Source organism: Enterovibrio makurazakiensis (assembly GCF_050336585.1).
GTDB classification, from domain to species: domain Bacteria; phylum Pseudomonadota; class Gammaproteobacteria; order Enterobacterales; family Vibrionaceae; genus Enterovibrio; species Enterovibrio gelatinilyticus.
This window is the reverse complement of the sequence record NZ_JAKJSE010000015.1, coordinates 87,610-104,760: the sequence shown is the minus strand read 5'-3', so window position 1 is coordinate 104,760 and position 17,151 is coordinate 87,610. Positions and strand designations below refer to the sequence as shown.

The window sequence follows — 17,151 nt, the reverse complement described above, 5'->3', positions numbered from 1 at the left end:
GAGTGAACTCCTCCATGTCGATAATATAAGACCTGCATCGCACACCATTAGTTTCATCAATGGCTGACAATTTTACGATGCAATCTGAATGCCAAAAGTTCAGGGATCGTCCACTTCGAGACGTAGTCGGTAAATGTAGGCAAGGCATCCCTATTTCTTACCACACCGAGTAAGCGTAGCTAAAAAATTTCACATGACAACTTTAAGACACATTGACGCAATAATGATTCATTTTAGCACATGATAAATTTCCAATTTTGAGTGGTTGGATCTGTTATTGATACGGGAGAGCACCCTGTATCGGCTATAGTCAAAGTCCGAAACCTTATAAAGATGAAGAACTTCAATGTCTGTTGCACATCATGGTGGAGCCGACAAACGACTTATCATCTGTGTCTGCTTTACTGCTCTCCTAGACACGACAATAAGCACTGAAGTCACATCTTGAGATCACTCGGACAAATCACACACTAATAAATGGGGACATAACCTCTATGCGTTGTATTAAAACTCTTGCCTTAGCAACCGCTCTCATTTCAGGTTTCGCTTCGGCACACATAATTTCGAACGGCCAAACTGTGCCTTCGGCGACCGTTGAAAAATACGGTGAGTTAACGCTGAACGGCGATAGTGTGGGCTATCAAACATGGAACAGCAGCAACCTCACCGGCAAAGTTCGTATCATTCAAGCCATTGCAGGACGCAGTAGCTCGAAAGAAATGAATGCGCCATTAGTGGAAGCAATTAAAGCGGCAGACTTTTCAAACGACACCTACCAAACAACAACCATCATCAATCAAGATGATGCGATTTGGGGCACTGGTGGCTTTGTTAAATCATCCGCTGAAGACAGCAAAAAAGAATTCAGTTGGTCATCCATCGTTCTGGATGAAAGCGGTGCAGTTGCCAAAGCATGGCGACTACAAGAAGAAAGTTCAGCGATTGTGGTGATCGATCCTCAAGGCGTTGTACGATTCGTGAAAGAAGGGGCGCTAACGGACACTGAAGTGACCCAAGTAATTGATTTAGTCAATAAGCTCATGCAGTGATCTTGCTCACCGCTTGAACGAAAAAAACCCGCCATTGGCGGGTTTTTTTAATGTTTTTGGATAACTAGCCGATAAACTGAGACAGATAGAGCAAAGTAATAACATAGAAAACGACAAGTAGGATATTCACAGAATTCACTCTGAACTTCTTCACTGTGATGATTCCTCCCTGTTTAATCGACATGGCAAATGTTAACAAATTTAAAGTTATTTTAACATAGTTGATTATCTATCGATTTCGCTAAACCGTTGCTAAAACATTCATTTAACGCATGCGTACGGATAACATCATGGCTGAACCTAATAAAAATGGTGTGATTGAAGCTGTTATTGTCGAAGACAAGGGCACTAAGCACTCTAACAACACGCAAGGTGGACATGAGAGTCACATCAAGTCCAGTCAGCACCGTTTAGCGGCTATCGCAACGGCACACCATATTGATGCAAAGCTGCACGAAATTGAGCACGATAGCCTCACGACTCGCGCTGCCTTTAGGCAACTGCAAATCAAACAGCAGCAACAGGCCAACCTCGAAAAAATCATCAAAGTGACACACGATCTTTGCCGAGATGAGACAGCCAGTTCACCGGATCCTGATTGGCTATATCGTTTCTTTGAAATGGCCAAAACCATCTATGGCGAAGGAATGCAAAACCTGTGGGCTCGGATCTTAAAACAAGAGATCCTCAAGCCGGGGAGCACGTCTCTCAAAGCATTGGCACTGCTGGAAACCATGACGCAGCGTGAAGCTCAAGCACTGCAACGCGCTTGCTCTCTCGCCTGTACATTTGGAAGTGATGGTGCCAATAAACTCATCACGGGTTTTCGTCACCCCGAAAGTGGGATGAAAAAATACTTTAAGCCGGATCTTGCCGAAAGGCTGGCACTGGGAAGTTTTAAGCTGCCGTTTACTGATTTGATGCTTTTGATGGATTTGGGACTCATATTGAGAACCGAATTGGAATCAGGCCAACTGGAGCCGACCTCTGCAGTGCCATTAAGTGGGCAAGGAAAGACGTTTATGATCACGCCGCTTCGCAAGAGCACGCGCATCTATTACTACCGCTTTAGTCCAACAGGCAATGAATTGGCAAAATTGGTGGGGCAGAAAGCGCATCCTGAATATCTCGATGCGTTAATGGCGCTCCTGTCGCATGCGTTTTCTATCAACAGTGATACGGGTTCAACCGTTAACGAAAAAGCCTAACACCAGAAGCGCAATACAAACGGTGTGATCAGGCGATCACACCTTGCTTACGTAAAGTTATGAGGCATTGCTCCACAATCGCATCCACTTCATGTTGATCAGTATGAAGATGGATCTCTGGGCTTTCTGGCGCTTCATACGCAGAACTGATCCCAGTAAACGCTTTAATCTCACCCGCACGCGCTTTTTTATACAAACCTTTAGGATCGCGTGATTCGCAAACATCGAGAGGTGTATCCACATACACTTCCAAAAACTCTCCGTCAGGCAATAATTCACGGACTAATTGACGCTCTTCACGAAATGGCGAAATGAACGCAGACAACACGATCAGACCAGCGTCAGTCATCAATTTTGCCACTTCACCCACACGGCGAATATTTTCTCGACGATCATGATCCGAAAAACCCAGATCGCGACACAGTCCATGGCGAACATTGTCACCGTCCAACAGATATGTGTGATAACCCAGCTCTGCTAACTTGTTTTCCAGCGCACCTGCGACCGTCGACTTACCTGAGCCAGAAAGCCCCGTAAACCACAATAGTGCCGGGCGTTGCTTTTTCTGCTCGGCACGGAAATCTTTATCGATGGCATGGCGATGCCAAACCACGTTTTCATCCGTATGCTTCGAGTCCAAAGCACTCATAACTCTATCCTTGTTGTTTAAAATGGAAAAAATACAGGGATCAATCCCAGCACCAGCGCAGAGTAGACCAGTGATAATGGTAACCCAATACGCAGGTAATCCGTCAGTTGGTAGTTGCCCACGCTGTAAACCAGCAGATTAGTTTGATAACCATACGGCGAGATAAAGCTAGCACTCGCGCCGAACAAGACTGCCATAATAAATGGCATCGGATCTACTCCATATCCGAGAGCCAAGCTATATCCGATAGGAAAGGCCAGCGCCGCCGCCGCATTGTTGGTGACCAATTCGGTCAATACCAGTGTCAGCAAATACGTTGCGATGAGTGCTCCGTACACCCCCCAGCCATTAAACCAATAGATGAACAACTCACCCATCTGTTCAGAGAGCCCAGAAGAGATCATTAACTGCGCCAAGCTCAGTGCACTGCCCACAATCACGACAATTTCAGCAGGAAATCGACGTTTCAACTCAACGAGATTGACGACACCCGTCAACAACAGGACGGTCAAATATGCAGCCAAACCATTAAGCAGAGGTATCCAGTTCATGAGTGCTGAGCCAATCACTGTGGCAAAGCCAGCCAATACCCACGCGCTCATCGCTGAATCTAGTCGTGCACTAGAGTCCAAACCATTCACTAGAACAAATTCACGCTGCAATCGTTGCTGCGCTTTGGCAAAGCCTTTACCCGGTACAATGACCAAGGTATCACCCGCCTGCAAAGAAATATTACCTAATCCACCTTCTAACTTTTCGTGTCCTCGACGAATCGCCACGACCACAGCATCAAAGTTCTCTCGGAACTTGGCTTCTTTGAGAGACTTACCCAAGATAGACGCACTGTGACTAACCACCAGCTCAAGCAAGTTTTGCCCATTAATATGATGCTGACCAAACAGGGCCAAACCTTCAATTTCTTGTAATGTCGCAACGCTCTCTACATCACCACAAAATTGCAGTTTGTCCCCTTCGCGCATAACGGTGTCGGGACAAACAGGTGCAATGATCTCACCATCTCGCACAATTTCAGCAAGAAACAGTCGGCGCAATGCACGTAATCCATTTTCGGATACGGTGTTTCCTGCCAATGGCGATCCCTTAGACACAACCGCCTCTAACACATAAGGCAAGTCGTCATCACTGTGATCGTCATGGTTAGGCAGCAAATAGCAAAAAGGGATCAAAACCAACAAGCCACCCGCTAAGACAGCAAGACCAATCATGGTTGGGGCAAAGAAGCTCAACGTCGGGAGGCCGGCATTTTCGACAAAGCTATTAATAATAAGGTTAGTCGAAGTGCCAATCAGAGTAAGGGTGCCGCCAAGAATTGCCGCGTACGACAGGGGGATAAGAAGACGCGACGGCGCATGGCGGCGGTTTCGTTTTACTGCACCAATCAATGACACGACGACCGCCGTGTTATTGGTAAATGAACTCAATACGGCAGTGGAAAGCCCAAGCTTTGCCACGACAGTACCCAAACGGCCACTGGCGAGTTGCCCACTCACCCAGCTCACCAATCGGGTTTTTTCTAACGCTGCTGACGCAAGGATCAGCATCACCAGTGTTAGCAGAGAACTGTTAGTGAAGTTCCCTGCCAATGCATCAATCGAGATCAATCCAGATTGAAACGCAATGAATGCCACCGCTGCGAATAAGATGGCAGGCTTGATCTTGGTAAACACCAAACCTGCAACCACCGCAAGTAGCAGCCCCACCACCAGAGACTGATCCCAGCTCATGACGGATTATCCCAGCAGCTTGCTGATGTCGCGAGCATTCCAATGAGGGAAATGCTTGCGAACCAGAGCGTTGAGTTCAACTTCGAACGCCGAAATATCGGTGCCTTGAACGTTTGACGCTTGATCTTCAAGCAGCTCACTGATCATGCCCGCACCCACGGTCACGTTGGTCAGACGATCAATCACAATGAAGCCACCTGTATCCGCGCAATCTTGGTAAAGATCAAGTGATACTGATTCTGTTAGCTCCACCTCACATTCGGCAATGCCGTTCAATGGCAAGCTATCAGTGTCAAAGGTTTCCAACGAGTTGATGTCGACTTGGTGACGGATTTTACTCACTGAACCGACAGTTTTCTTGCCCGCCACTTTAATGTCGTATTGACGACCAATCTCTAATGGAGACTCATCCATCCACACAATACTTGCAGCCAGCTTGCTGGTCGCTGTTTGTGTGTCAGCAACAGGGACAATCAAATCGCCACGGCTGCAATCAATCTCATCTTTCAGTGTTAGAGTGACAGCTTGGCCGGCATGAGCAAACTCAAGGTCACCATCAAAAGTAACAATGCGCTCAACCGTCGATGTCTTGCCTGACGGCAACACTTTGACTTCATCACCCGGACGCACAGAGCCGCCAGCAATGGTGCCAGAAAAGCCACGGAAATCGAGGTTTGGACGATTCACATACTGCACAGGCAGACGGAACGGCCCTTTATCTTTGTCGCTGCTTACGTCCACAGTTTCCAGCATGGTCAAAAGCGTATCGCCTTCATACCACGGAGATTGCGCACTGCGCTCAACCACGTTGTCGCCTTCAAGGGCTGACAAAGGAACAAGCTGGATATTGATGTTAGGGTTCAGCTTCTTAGCAAACTCCAAGTACTCCGCTTTGATTTCTTCAAAGCGTGACTCTTCAAAACCCACCAAGTCCATTTTGTTCACCGCAACAATGAACTGACGAATTCCCAATTGGCTCGCAATGTAAGAATGACGACGAGTTTGATCCAATACGCCTTTACGCGCATCAATCAAGATCACCGCCAGATCACAGGTCGATGCACCGGTGGCCATGTTACGGGTGTACTGCTCATGCCCAGGGGTATCAGCAATGATGAATTTACGTGGACGCGTTGAGAAGTAACGATACGCAACGTCGATCGTGATCCCTTGTTCGCGCTCTGCTTGCAGGCCATCAACCAACAAGGCCAGATCCGGCTTCTCGCCAGTTGTCCCGACTTTTTGACTGTCGGAGTGAATTGCTGCTAGCTGATCTTCATAAATCTGGTGTGAATCGTGGAGCAAGCGGCCGATAAGGGTACTCTTACCGTCATCCACCGAACCACAGGTTAGAAAACGCAACAAGGATTTATGCTGATGCTGTTCTAGGTAGGCCTCGATACCCATCTCGGCCACTTGTTGTTCAATTACGCTGTTCATGCTTAATCCCTTAGAAATATCCCTGACGTTTCTTCAATTCCATTGAGCCGGACTGGTCGTGGTCAATCGCACGGCCTTGGCGCTCACTTGAGGTCGCCACCAGCATTTCTTCAATGATGCCCGGCAAAGTGTCTGCCGTGGATTCAACCGCACCCGTCAGTGGATAACAGCCAAGTGTTCTGAAGCGCACACTTTTGTATTCAACTTTCTCGCCTTCGCGCAATTCCATACGGTCGTCATCCACCATGATCAGCATGCCGTCACGGTCAACCACTGGGCGAATTTCTGACAAGTACAACGGCACAATGTCGATGCCTTCTAGGTAGATGTATTGCCAGATATCAAGCTCAGTCCAGTTCGACAGAGGGAAAACTCGAATGCTTTCGCCTTTGTTCACTTGGCCGTTGTAGGTGTGCCAAAGTTCAGGACGTTGGTTTTTCGGATCCCAACGGTGGTTCTTATCGCGGAAGCTATAAACACGCTCTTTTGCACGGCTCTTTTCTTCGTCACGACGTGCGCCGCCGAAAGCTGCATCAAACCCGTATTTATCTAGCGCTTGCTTCAAACCTTGGGTTTTCATGATGTCCGTGTGCTTTGAAGAACCATGTACGAATGGGCTACAACCCATTGCAAGGCCTTCAGGGTTTTGGTGAACCAGCAATTCAAAGCCGTACTTATCTGCCACTTCATCGCGAAACTTAATCATTTCCTTAAATTTCCAGTCAGTATCGACATGCAAAAGAGGAAACGGGATCTTGCCTGGGTAAAACGCTTTACGCGCTAGGTGAAGCATCACAGAACTGTCTTTACCGATGGAGTACATCATCACCGGATTATCAAATTCCGCCGCCACTTCACGAATGATATGGATACTTTCTGCCTCAAGTTGCTTGAGGTGGGTAAGGGTCTTGGCTTCCATTCTTTGATATTTCCTTAGCCTAAATTAACCACGGACGGTGCATGGATCTCACCTGCCGTATCGAAGGATTGCTTTCCAAACCAGTTCAACTGATCGGCAAGTTGAACCACTTCACCGACGACAATCAATGCAGGTGAACCTACACCTTCCGCCAGTGACTCAAGTTCACTTAACGTTCCCTTGTAGATTTTCTGATTGGTACGCGTACCGTTTTCTATGATTGCAACGGGCGTCTGAGGGTCACGCCCATGCTGAATTAATTGCTCTTGGATATGGGCACTTTTCATTAACCCCATATAGATCACCAAGGTTTGGCGACCTCGAGCCAGTGTTGCCCAACGGAAACTGTCGTCTTCTTTTTTCAGGTGACCAGTAATGAACATCGCCGTTTGTGCATGGTCGCGATGGGTAAGAGGAATGCCAGCATAAGCTGTAGCACCTGCCGCTGCGGTAATGCCGGGGACGACTTGGAATGGCACACCCGCTTCTTGAAGCACTTGAAGCTCTTCACCGCCACGACCAAACATGAAAGGATCGCCGCCTTTCAGACGCACAACGCGGTGTCCTTTCTGGGCATACTTTACCAACATGGCATTGGTCTCTTCCTGAGACACACTGTGGTAGCTTGCGCGTTTACCAACACAAATCAGCTCAGCATCGCGGCGGCAAAGCTCCATGATTTCGTCAGACACCAAGTAGTCATAAAGCACCACATCTGCTTGCTGCATCAATTGCAGGGCGCGAAGGGTCAGCAAACCAGGATCACCGGGTCCTGCACCAATCAAGGCCACTTCGCCTTGCAGTGATACACCCTTTGTTAGCTTTTCAAGTTCTTCTTTGGCACCGTCTTCATCACCTGCTGCCACCAGCGAGCTAAAGCGACCATCAAACGCCATTTCCCAGAACTTTCTTCGCCCGTTCAGGGTGGTGACTTTCTTTTTCAAGGTGTCACGAAACTCGCCGGCAAGCTTTGCCATGCGACCCACGTGAGAAGGAATGAGGGTTTCGAGCTTTTCGCGCAACAAACGCGCCAAGACAGGGGATTTACCCGCAGAAGAAATCGCAATCACAATCGGACTGCGATCAACAATAGAAGGAACGATAAAGCTACACTTCGGTGTGTCATCCACCACATTGGCGAGAATGTTTCGTGCGTTTGCCGCTTGCGAAACCAGTTCATTCACCAACGGATTGTCCGTGGCTGCAATCACCAAAAACATGGATTTCAAGTGCTCAGGCGAGAAGCCTTCTTGCACCCAAGTCAACTCACCACGCGCTGCCGCTTCAACCACTTCGCGATCTGCATCAGGAGACACAACAGTAACTGCCGCGCCCGTTTTCATCAGCATGCGTGTTTTGCGCCATGCAACTTCACCGCCGCCAACCACTAAACACGGTCGGCCTTCCAGCTTCGCAAAAATCGGCAAGTAATCCATAGTGAGCGTCCTTTCAATCCTTTGACCATCACTATAAAGAGTTGCTGATATTACTTGAAATTCTAAAATTTCATTTTTTATAACGTTTTGGTTATTTAGCGTCTTTCTCGCGGTTAAAACAGGGCATGTAGTGAGATCACAAGTTTCACGCTTTGCGATGCACAAAGCGTGAGCACCATAAAATTATTTAAAAATCGAGATCACACTAATCAATGAAATGTAACCATTCGAGCTGTCTACTATGCACAATATGCCCATATCCACTCTTTGCATATTGAAGAAATCGGTATTGCCCCTTTGTCGTAGATCCTTAGGAGACACACATGACACTTTCACCTCGACCACTCTCTATTGCTGTTCTATCTGGCCTGCTCGTCATGGCAAGCCCTGCAATGGCAGAGACCATCAAGCTGCGTATCATCGAAACCACCGACATTCACACCAATGTGATGGATTACGATTACTACAAAGACAAGCCAAGCGAAAAAATCGGCTTGGTTCGCACAGCCACCTTGGTGAAAAAAGCACAAGATGAAGTGAAAAACAGTGTGCTGGTGGACAATGGTGACCTGATTCAAGGCAGCCCAATGGGCGATTACATGGCAGCCAAAGGCATTGCAGACGGTGAAATTCACCCTGTCTACAAAGCCATGAATCAACTCAATTACGACGTGGGTAACATTGGCAACCACGAGTTCAACTACGGCCTCGATTTCCTTGACCGCACCTTAGATGGCGCAAATTTCCCTTACGTCTCAGCAAACGTCTTCGATGCCAACACCGGCGAGTCATACTTCACGCCTTACATCATCAAAGAACACACCATGACGGACACTGATGGCAAAGCGCATTTGGTGAAAGTGGGCTATATCGGTTTTGTGCCACCACAAATCATGGTGTGGGATAAGAAAAACCTCGACGGCAAAGTGATTGCAAAAGACATCAAAGCCACCGCAGACAAGCTGGTACCTGAAATGAAAGCCAAAGGCGCTGACGTGATTGTCGCTATCCCGCACTCAGGCCTATCGCAAGACGAATATAAAGCCATGGCAGAAAACTCGGTGTACTACCTCGCCGATGTTGATGGTATTGACGCCATTGCCTTTGGTCACTCTCATGCCGTCTTCCCAGGCAAAGGTTTTGATGACATTCAAGGTGTCGACAATAAAAAAGGTACCATCAAAGGCGTGGCGGCCGTTATGCCTGGTCGCTGGGGTAGCCATGTCGGCATCATGGATCTTCAATTAGATAAACAAGGCGAAGATTGGGTAGTGACCCCAGTTCAAACCGAATCACGACCGATCTTTGATGGTGAGTCTATCGCACAGGCCGATCCTGCGATGCGTAAGGCACTAGAAAACGATCACAAAGCGACCCGTGAGTTCGTCAACCAGCCGATTGGGAAAGCCAATGACGTGATGTACAGCTTCCTCTCACTGGTACAAGACGACCCAACGGTTCAGATAGTCAACCTTGCGCAAAAAGATTACGTTGAACGCTTTATTCAAGGCGATCCAGATCTAGAAGGTATCCCTGTTCTTTCTGCTGCCGCACCATTTAAAGCGGGTGGCCGTAAAAACGACCCAGGTAACTACACCGAAGTGGAAGCAGGCGAACTCACCTTCCGTAACGCCGCAGACCTTTATCTTTACCCGAACACATTGGTAACACTGAAAGTCACCGGTCACGAGGTGAAAGAATGGCTAGAGTGCAGCGCTGGGCAGTTTAACCAAATTGACCCAACATCAACGGCGCAGCAATCACTGATAAACTGGGACGGTTTCCGTACCTACAACTTCGATGTTATCGACGGTGTTAACTATCAAATCGATGTCACCCAACCTGCGCGTTATGACAGCGATTGCAACCTCGTTAATCCAGATGCAGAGCGTATCAAAGGCCTGACCTTCAATGGCAAGCCAGTACAGGCAACTCAGCCATTCTTGGTCGCAGCGAATAACTACCGCGCTTACTTGGGTAAATTCCCTGGCACAGGCAACGATTTCATTGCGTTTGCCTCGCCTGATGAGAACCGCACTGTGGTAGCAAACTACATCAGCAGCGTCACCAAGGAAAAAGGGGAAGTCACGCCAACGGCGGACAACAACTGGACGTTCGCCCCAATTGAAACTGACGCCAAACTGAATGTGATTTTTGAAACCTCACCAAGCGACAAAGCCGCGCAATTCATCAATGCCAAAGGACACTACCCAATGGAGAAAGTCGGTAATGATGATGTTGGTTTTGCTCAGTATCAAATTGACCTGAAAAAACATTAACAGACTGTTAACGCCCTGTTTAATTATTGAAAAAGACCAAAAATAAGACAAAAAAACCGCGGCCTTAGTCGCGGTTTTTCATTATCTTATCGAGCAGTTTTGGGGGAATTGGACTAAAAACCTAAAGGCGTGTTTACCTTTTCTGTTTGCCCTTCAGTGGGAATCCAACCCTCGCCTCGAAATACGGTTGTATAAAACAGAAAAGGTAAGCGCGTTGTCGCCCAAGATTTTTGATAATTATTAGGATACTAAAACCATGCAATGGATAAGCTTGACCTTTGGTCAGTTGTCTACGCGCCAACTGTACGATTTGCTTCGGTTACGCACCGATGTATTCGTGGTTGAGCAAAACTGTCCTTACCCTGAACTTGATGGTCACGACCTACATCCCGAAACCCGACATTTAATGGGCTATCGCGATGATAAAATGACCGCCTATGCACGCATACTGCCTGCTGGGCTAACATACCCAGAAATCAGTATCGGGCGCGTAGTGACCGCCAATACTGAGCGCGGAAATGGCAGTGGCAATGTCTTGGTGCGCCAAGCCATTATTGAAGCTCATGATGCCTGGCCTGAAGCGCCAATCACTATTGGTGCTCAATACCACTTGCGAGAGTTTTACCGTCGACATGGCTTTGAAGAAATTTCGGAGCAATACCTCGAAGACGGAATACCGCACATTGACATGCGAAGAGCAGAAACAAAAACGGCTGCGTAACGCAGCCGTTTTTATCGAGATATCGAATTAGCGTAAGATACTATTTTCGGCGGGCAAAGCTACCGTCTGACAATCTAAAGAAGATCACTGACTGCGTGCCTGCGCTTTCAATTTGAATGATATCGAGATCGCCCTGCGTATCACGCTTAAAGCGCAATAACTGACCCGGCTGAATTTGACTGAGAGGTTTGTCGTCACCTTCAATCGCTGATATTGCGTACAAATCCTTTAACGGCAAATTTTGCGCTCGGAAAATATTAGACAGCGTGTCACCGCGAGCCACCTCGTAGTTAACCCAATCCGTATCAATGGTTTGTGGCGCGACGACAGGAGTCGATGTTCTCTCAAAGTCAGTATCTTCAGAAGCTGTGTTATTCGAGTTCTTGGTCGATTGAGGTTCATCCAAGTTCAGAGGGACAGCAACTCGCTGCCCATCAACGATAGCGTTAGTTTGCGATGGCTCGCTGGAAGGCCACAACAGCAGTAATACCAGTAACACGGCCAAGGCTGACACACCGATTCGATGCGGCTTTGGTAGCGCGGTCCAATACGGCTTCACTTTCTCTAACGCAGGGCGCAACGCGGCTATCACTTTGTCACGCACCTGTTTTATCACCTCGCCCAGAGGCGGCGTGGTGGTTTCCTTTTGGTTTTCACGCTTTCCTTTCAAGGTCATCACCTCTCCCAATTTCCTCATCGGGTCTCGTCCAGTATGCTAAGAATGCTTGTGTGCATAGTAGACTCACAATATCAGCAAAGTGTCAGCGTCATCACATTGAATTCACGCACAATGCCGGATAATTCAAACGCTGTGAAGCGTGTATCGCGGCATAACACAGGCTAATAGTGGTACTGTCCGGCATTTTTAAACCAGATTCAAGTAACACGATTTGTCCCGAGCTACCCCCACCTGTTATCCTTTCACACTTTAAACCTAAACGCGGTGGGGATGTCACATTTCACCCGTGGTTTGGGTGTATACCCGAGTAACCTCAAAATTAAAGAGAGACGACATGTCTGAAGTAAAACTAGAGACCGTAGAACAAAAAGCAAGCTATGGCATTGGCCTACAAATGGGTCAGCAACTGGCTGGAAGCGGTCTAGAAGGACTGAACGTTGACGCTATCGCACAAGGTATCGCAACTGCACTGGCTGGCGAAATGCCTGCAATCGAAGTTGACGAGATCAACAATGCGCTGCGTGAACTGCACACTCAAGCAGAAGCCGTTCGTCAAGAAGCTGCAAAAGAAGCTGCAGCTGGCGGCGAAGCATTCCTTGCTGAAAACGCAAAGCGTGACGAAGTGACCGTGACTGATTCTGGCCTTCAGTACGAAGTACTGGTTGAAGGTACTGGCGAAATCCCAACCAGCGACAAGCAAGTACGTGTTCACTACCACGGCATGCTAACTGACGGCACTGTGTTTGACAGCTCAGTAGAGCGCGGTCAACCTGCTCAGTTCCCAGTGACTGGCGTTATCCAAGGTTGGGTAGAAGCTCTACAAATGATGCCTGTTGGCTCTAAGTGGAAACTGTCTATCCCTCAAGACCTAGCATACGGTGAACGTGGCGCTGGCGCTGCAATCCCACCATTTGCTGCATTGGTATTCGAAGTAGAACTGCTAGAAATCCTGTAATTTCACTGCATTTCTTCAAGCAAAAGCCAGCGTTCGCGCTGGCTTTTTTACCATTGGCATTCCATTGTTTTGCGGGAAGAGTACGGATATCCCGACGTTTTACCCGACCAATCAATTCAAACAACGCAGCATGCCAAACAGCGTAGCCTTTCAAGCGACGCAATGCATCAAACGACATAGCCTTTTCCACTGACCTAATTTGCCGCTTGCCGCTCATCGCCCTCGTCGTCATGCTCTTCATCGTCCCAGGGTAGATGCGTTGTAAAATGCTCTGAGAGAAAGTCCACAAACAAACGCACCTTGGCAGATAGATTTCGATTAAAAGGGTACACCGCCCATACCGCAGAATCACTGGGGCGATACTCAGACAATATTTCGACCAGCTCCCCAGATTGCAGTTTCTGCCTCACGTAATAATCAGGCAACTGCGCCAAGCCTAGCCCACGTAGCGTCGCATCCAACACAGCGCTTCCACTGTTACCATGCCAACGACCCTTTGGCTTAAACTGAATCGTGGTGCCATTGTCTTGAAACGCCCAAGACTCCACCAACCCCACCAAACAATTGTGTTCATGCAACTGTTCCAGATCGCGCGGTACGCCAAACTCTTTGATATATGCAGGTGAAGCGCAGACATGCAGTTTCCGCGGCGCAAGTTTCTTGGCCATTAGCGTGCTGTCTTTGAGATCCCCCGTGCGAATCGCCAAGTCATACCCATCATGCACCATGTCTATCACATCATTTGTGAAGTGAAATTCTACACTGAGCTTAGGGTGAACCTTGATAAAGTCGTTGGTCAATGGCGCGATATACTTTTCGCCAAACACTGACGGAGCAGTGATCTTCAACGTACCGACTGGCTCGGTTTGCATTTGAGTAACGAGCGCCTCTGCCTCACCGAATGCTTCGATAAGATTATTACAGTGCTCAAAATAGGTTTTGCCGACCTCAGTCAGCGTGATCTGTCTGGTTGTACGATAAAGTAAACGTGTACTTAACCTGCCTTCCAACGCATCAATACGTCGGCTGACGTGGGAAGTTGAAACACCTAACTTTCGTGCGGCGGCGGTGAAACTACCACTGTTAACAACTTCAACAAATTCTTCAACACCACTCCAACGGTTCATCTTTGCTCCACTGAAAAGAAGTTTATTGATTGCTGCAACAATAAAGCCCGCCCTTTGACGGTCTGATTGTTATCCTAAGGTTAATCCAAAATGGATGGCTCTCTGCCCATCTCCTACTAAGGTAGGAGAATTATCGGAAGAAAGTAGTATGAACAGCCACGTTGAAGGAAAGAAAAAGCATCTTAAGTCTGCGATTTTGCTCTGTTTTTGCGCATTTAGTGTCACGGCCAATACAGAACCGCAGTCTATGTCGGAGCCCGACAGTTACCGCATGGAGAATTTTCGTGCGCCTGTACCAAACACATTGCAGGGCGCAAACGTGATTAACTCGCCACAGGCGCTCAAACAATTTATCGCTCATCACGATCCACGCTTAATTGACGTTTATCCCGCCCCCAACAAGCCAGATAATTTACCTGACACCACACTCTGGATTGAACCAATAAGAGAAACCTTGCCCAACGCATTGTGGCTTGCCAACGTCGGACACGGCATCATGCCGGACGCTCTGATCTCGCTGTTGTCAGAAAACGTCAAACACTCCCAGCCTATTGTCGTCTTTTGCGAGCCTAATTGCTGGCACTCTTGGAACGCGGCCAAGCGGGCACTTGAACTCGGCGCACAAGATGTTTACTGGTACCGGGCTGGTGTGAAGGGTTGGCGTGAGGCAGGATTTGAGCTAGAAAAACATACACCGATCCGCCCATGAGTATCGTCAAAGATCTTCTTTTCACGCTGACTGTTTGGCTATTTGCATTCACAGCATCCGCCAACACCCAAGCGGTATTGCCAATGAAGGAAGTGGCACCGGGTATATACTTTCATCAAGGTAAAATTGACGACCTGTTCTCCACACAGACAGATCCCGTCGCCAACATTACGGTGGTCATTGGCAAAGAAGCTGTCGCCGTTGTCGATACGGGGGGAAGCCGACGAGCAGGTGAAATGCTCTATCGAGCCATTCGCCAAATCACAGCGCTACCTATTCGTTATGTTATCAATACCCATGTACATCCCGACCACAATTTTGGCAATCAGGCGTTCGTCTCCGAACAACCTCAATTCATTGCCCATACTCGCTATGCTGGCGACTTTCATGCCAAGGCCAACTATTACCTACAACGCCTAACAGCACCGTGGTTTGAAGGCACCACCCCTATTGCCGCGACGCATTTCATTGAAAAAGAAACTGAAATCGACTTAGGCCAACGCACCCTCGTGCTAATGGCTCACGAACGCGCCCACACGCGCCATGATTTAACGGTATTTGATGCCACCACAAGAACGCTGATCGCTGGTGATTTGCTGTTTGTTGACCATGTTCCATCACTAGACGGCAGCCTTACTGGTTGGCTTTCGGTTATCAACACGTTAAACGCCATGCCTTATCTACGGGTCATTCCTGGACATGGCCCTATTCAAACAGGAAAAAATGCATTTGATGCACAAACACACTACCTTCGCTCACTGGCACAAGAAGTTCGTGCCGCTATTAATCAAAACATCGATATCAACACTGCCAGCCTTACGGTACTAAGATCCCATGCCGACAACTGGAAACTGTTTGAACAGTTTCACGGACGCAACGTTATTCAGGCATACAAGGAACTGGAGTGGGAATGATAAGAGGTATTCATCATGAACAAGACCCCCGCGTTACTTGCCACACTACTTGCCGCCTTGCTGACTGTTTTTTCGCCGTCGTTGTTGGCACAAAGTCAGCAAGAAAGCGTTAACTGGCCACTGATACGTGACAGTTTATTTCCGGGATCTCCCCAAATCTTAGAAGATGGCATCGTGGAATTGGTTTCACCCGTTCGCGCCATCGACGCCGCGCTAGTGCCGCTCGACATCAAAGTGAATGTCAGACAAAACGACCCCAATCCGATCAAGCGCATTCATCTTATTGTCGATAACAATCCTTCCCCTATTGTCGGGACCTTCGACATGAGCCCTAACAACGGCGTGGCAAACATCTCTACGCGTGTGCGCGTCAACGCCTACAGCCCTGTCCGAGTGATTGCACAAACCGCCGACGGTAAACTCCATATGACAAGCAACTATGTGAAGGCATCGGGCGGTTGCTCCGCCCCTGCCGGCGCAGATGATCTGCTTGCTCGTCAACGTATGGGCAAAATGAAACTCAAAGATTTAGGAAATACTGATACGCGCATGCTGCAACTGCTGATCAGTCACCCCAACTACAGTGGCCTGCAGATCGATCAAGTCACACGCCACTGGATCCCTTCGGATTACGTCAGCGATGTGCAGATCACCCTCAATGGCGATCCTGTGATGCAATTCAACGGTGGCATATCGATCAGCGAGAACCCGACGTTCACGTTCCATGTTGATGCAAACAAACAAGGAACACTGAAAGCCGATGTTAAAGATTCAATGGGACGAGAATTTTCCCGCGAATGGGACATTTGAATGTGATGTAATAAATCCCAACAAAAAACAAGGGTATTAAGATGTCGTATCTTACTGAAAAGACAGAGACGGCATCTGTGCCTTTGCATTGAAATCTCTCAAAGACCACGTTGACACCCGCAAATTTAATCATTATTTATCAATCATTTAATCGACAAATATCAGCTATTCGACATTATTGCCTTGCAACAAAAGTGTTGTGCTCCTTTGCTCCTCACACAACCTCAAAAGCTGCCATAAACTCAATTCACCAACGTTTTGATGACGACACTTCATTACGAATGTGCGGCAAGCATTGTCGCTTCATCCGATGTTGGAATGAATTGGCATTCGGGGTCAATGCTGAAACGCGAGACCGCATGTTGTAGATCGCCAACAAGCCATAAACACAATCTTATGCTCCGTCATATGTTGAGTCCTGGCCCAAATAGCGTCACTCACAACCCGCGGATTGCGCCCATCAAAAATTGAGACAACAAAGGGCTGATGTGCCTTTGAGCACCAAGCGCTC

At 48.1% G+C, this 17,151-nt stretch carries 15 protein-coding genes; 8 read left to right on the top strand and 7 right to left on the bottom strand.

The genetic code is table 11. The features are described from left to right. The first annotated feature begins 494 nt into the window (after positions 1-494). A complete protein-coding gene (locus L4D06_RS12550; protein ID WP_274164705.1) occupies positions 495-1,049 on the top strand; it encodes a YtfJ family protein in 555 nt (184 codons plus the stop codon). A gap of 290 nt (positions 1,050-1,339) precedes the next feature. Beyond that, positions 1,340-2,257 carry a TIGR03899 family protein gene (locus L4D06_RS12545; RefSeq protein WP_274164704.1) on the top strand — a complete coding sequence of 306 codons (918 nt, stop codon included), beginning with the start codon at positions 1,340-1,342 and terminating at the stop codon, positions 2,255-2,257. A 28-nt stretch (positions 2,258-2,285) separates the two neighbouring features. Here the strand turns inward: L4D06_RS12545 and cysC are convergent, their stop codons facing one another. From cysC to cysG, 5 genes are read right to left on the bottom strand one after another with little or no spacing between them, the layout of a single operon-like run. Further along, a complete protein-coding gene (gene cysC / locus L4D06_RS12540) occupies positions 2,286-2,906 on the bottom strand; it encodes an adenylyl-sulfate kinase (protein WP_274164703.1) in 621 nt (206 codons plus the stop codon). 17 nt (positions 2,907-2,923) lie between these two features. Further along, a complete protein-coding gene (locus tag L4D06_RS12535) occupies positions 2,924-4,651 on the bottom strand; it encodes an SLC13 family permease (RefSeq protein WP_274164702.1) in 1,728 nt (575 codons plus the stop codon). A 6-nt stretch (positions 4,652-4,657) separates the two neighbouring features. Beyond that, entirely contained in the window at positions 4,658-6,091 is a 1,434-nt protein-coding gene (gene cysN / locus L4D06_RS12530; RefSeq protein ID WP_429739718.1) for a sulfate adenylyltransferase subunit CysN, read from the bottom strand. A gap of 10 nt (positions 6,092-6,101) precedes the next feature. Further along, a complete protein-coding gene (gene cysD / locus L4D06_RS12525) occupies positions 6,102-7,010 on the bottom strand; it encodes a sulfate adenylyltransferase subunit CysD (RefSeq protein WP_274164700.1) in 909 nt (302 codons plus the stop codon). A 14-nt stretch (positions 7,011-7,024) separates the two neighbouring features. Further along, the gene (cysG, locus tag L4D06_RS12520) at positions 7,025-8,446 is read right to left on the bottom strand and encodes a siroheme synthase CysG (RefSeq protein WP_429739716.1); all 1,422 of its coding nucleotides are present in this window, start codon (positions 8,444-8,446) and stop codon (positions 7,025-7,027) included. A gap of 323 nt (positions 8,447-8,769) precedes the next feature. Here cysG and L4D06_RS12515 point away from each other — a divergent pair, with 323 nt between their 5' ends. Continuing rightward, positions 8,770-10,725 carry a bifunctional 2',3'-cyclic-nucleotide 2'-phosphodiesterase/3'-nucleotidase gene (locus L4D06_RS12515; protein ID WP_429739714.1) on the top strand — a complete coding sequence of 652 codons (1,956 nt, stop codon included), beginning with the start codon at positions 8,770-8,772 and terminating at the stop codon, positions 10,723-10,725. A 256-nt stretch (positions 10,726-10,981) separates the two neighbouring features. Next, positions 10,982-11,446, top strand: a complete 465-nt coding sequence (locus L4D06_RS12510) for a GNAT family N-acetyltransferase (protein WP_274164697.1) — start codon at positions 10,982-10,984, stop codon at positions 11,444-11,446. Positions 11,447-11,486: 40 nt separating this feature from the next. Here L4D06_RS12510 and L4D06_RS12505 read toward each other — a convergent pair whose 3' ends face one another. Further along, positions 11,487-12,122 (bottom strand): LysM-like peptidoglycan-binding domain-containing protein, encoded by a 636-nt coding sequence (locus tag L4D06_RS12505; RefSeq protein ID WP_429739711.1) that lies wholly within the window; start codon positions 12,120-12,122, stop codon positions 11,487-11,489. Positions 12,123-12,459: 337 nt separating this feature from the next. On the opposite strand from L4D06_RS12505, the gene bamJ reads away from it, so the two are divergent. After that, entirely contained in the window at positions 12,460-13,080 is a 621-nt protein-coding gene (bamJ, locus tag L4D06_RS12500; protein ID WP_274164695.1) for a BamJ family beta-barrel-assembly machinery protein, read from the top strand. 194 nt (positions 13,081-13,274) lie between these two features. On the opposite strand, the gene L4D06_RS12495 is transcribed toward bamJ, so the two are convergent. Next, positions 13,275-14,207 carry a LysR family transcriptional regulator gene (locus L4D06_RS12495; protein ID WP_274164694.1) on the bottom strand — a complete coding sequence of 311 codons (933 nt, stop codon included), beginning with the start codon at positions 14,205-14,207 and terminating at the stop codon, positions 13,275-13,277. A 148-nt stretch (positions 14,208-14,355) separates the two neighbouring features. On the opposite strand from L4D06_RS12495, the gene L4D06_RS12490 reads away from it, so the two are divergent. The 3 genes from L4D06_RS12490 to L4D06_RS12480 are packed head-to-tail and all read left to right on the top strand — an operon-like array spanning position 14,356 to position 16,640. Next, a complete protein-coding gene (locus tag L4D06_RS12490) occupies positions 14,356-14,916 on the top strand; it encodes a rhodanese-like domain-containing protein (RefSeq protein ID WP_429739709.1) in 561 nt (186 codons plus the stop codon). After that, entirely contained in the window at positions 14,913-15,830 is a 918-nt protein-coding gene (locus L4D06_RS12485) for a quinoprotein relay system zinc metallohydrolase 2 (protein WP_429739707.1), read from the top strand. The genes L4D06_RS12490 and L4D06_RS12485 overlap by 4 nt, the downstream gene beginning before the upstream one ends. Before the next feature lie 15 nt (positions 15,831-15,845). Further along, on the top strand, positions 15,846-16,640 hold the full coding sequence (locus L4D06_RS12480) for a quinoprotein dehydrogenase-associated SoxYZ-like carrier (RefSeq protein ID WP_274164691.1): 795 nt from the start codon (positions 15,846-15,848) through the stop codon (positions 16,638-16,640). Positions 16,641-17,151 lie beyond the last annotated feature (511 nt).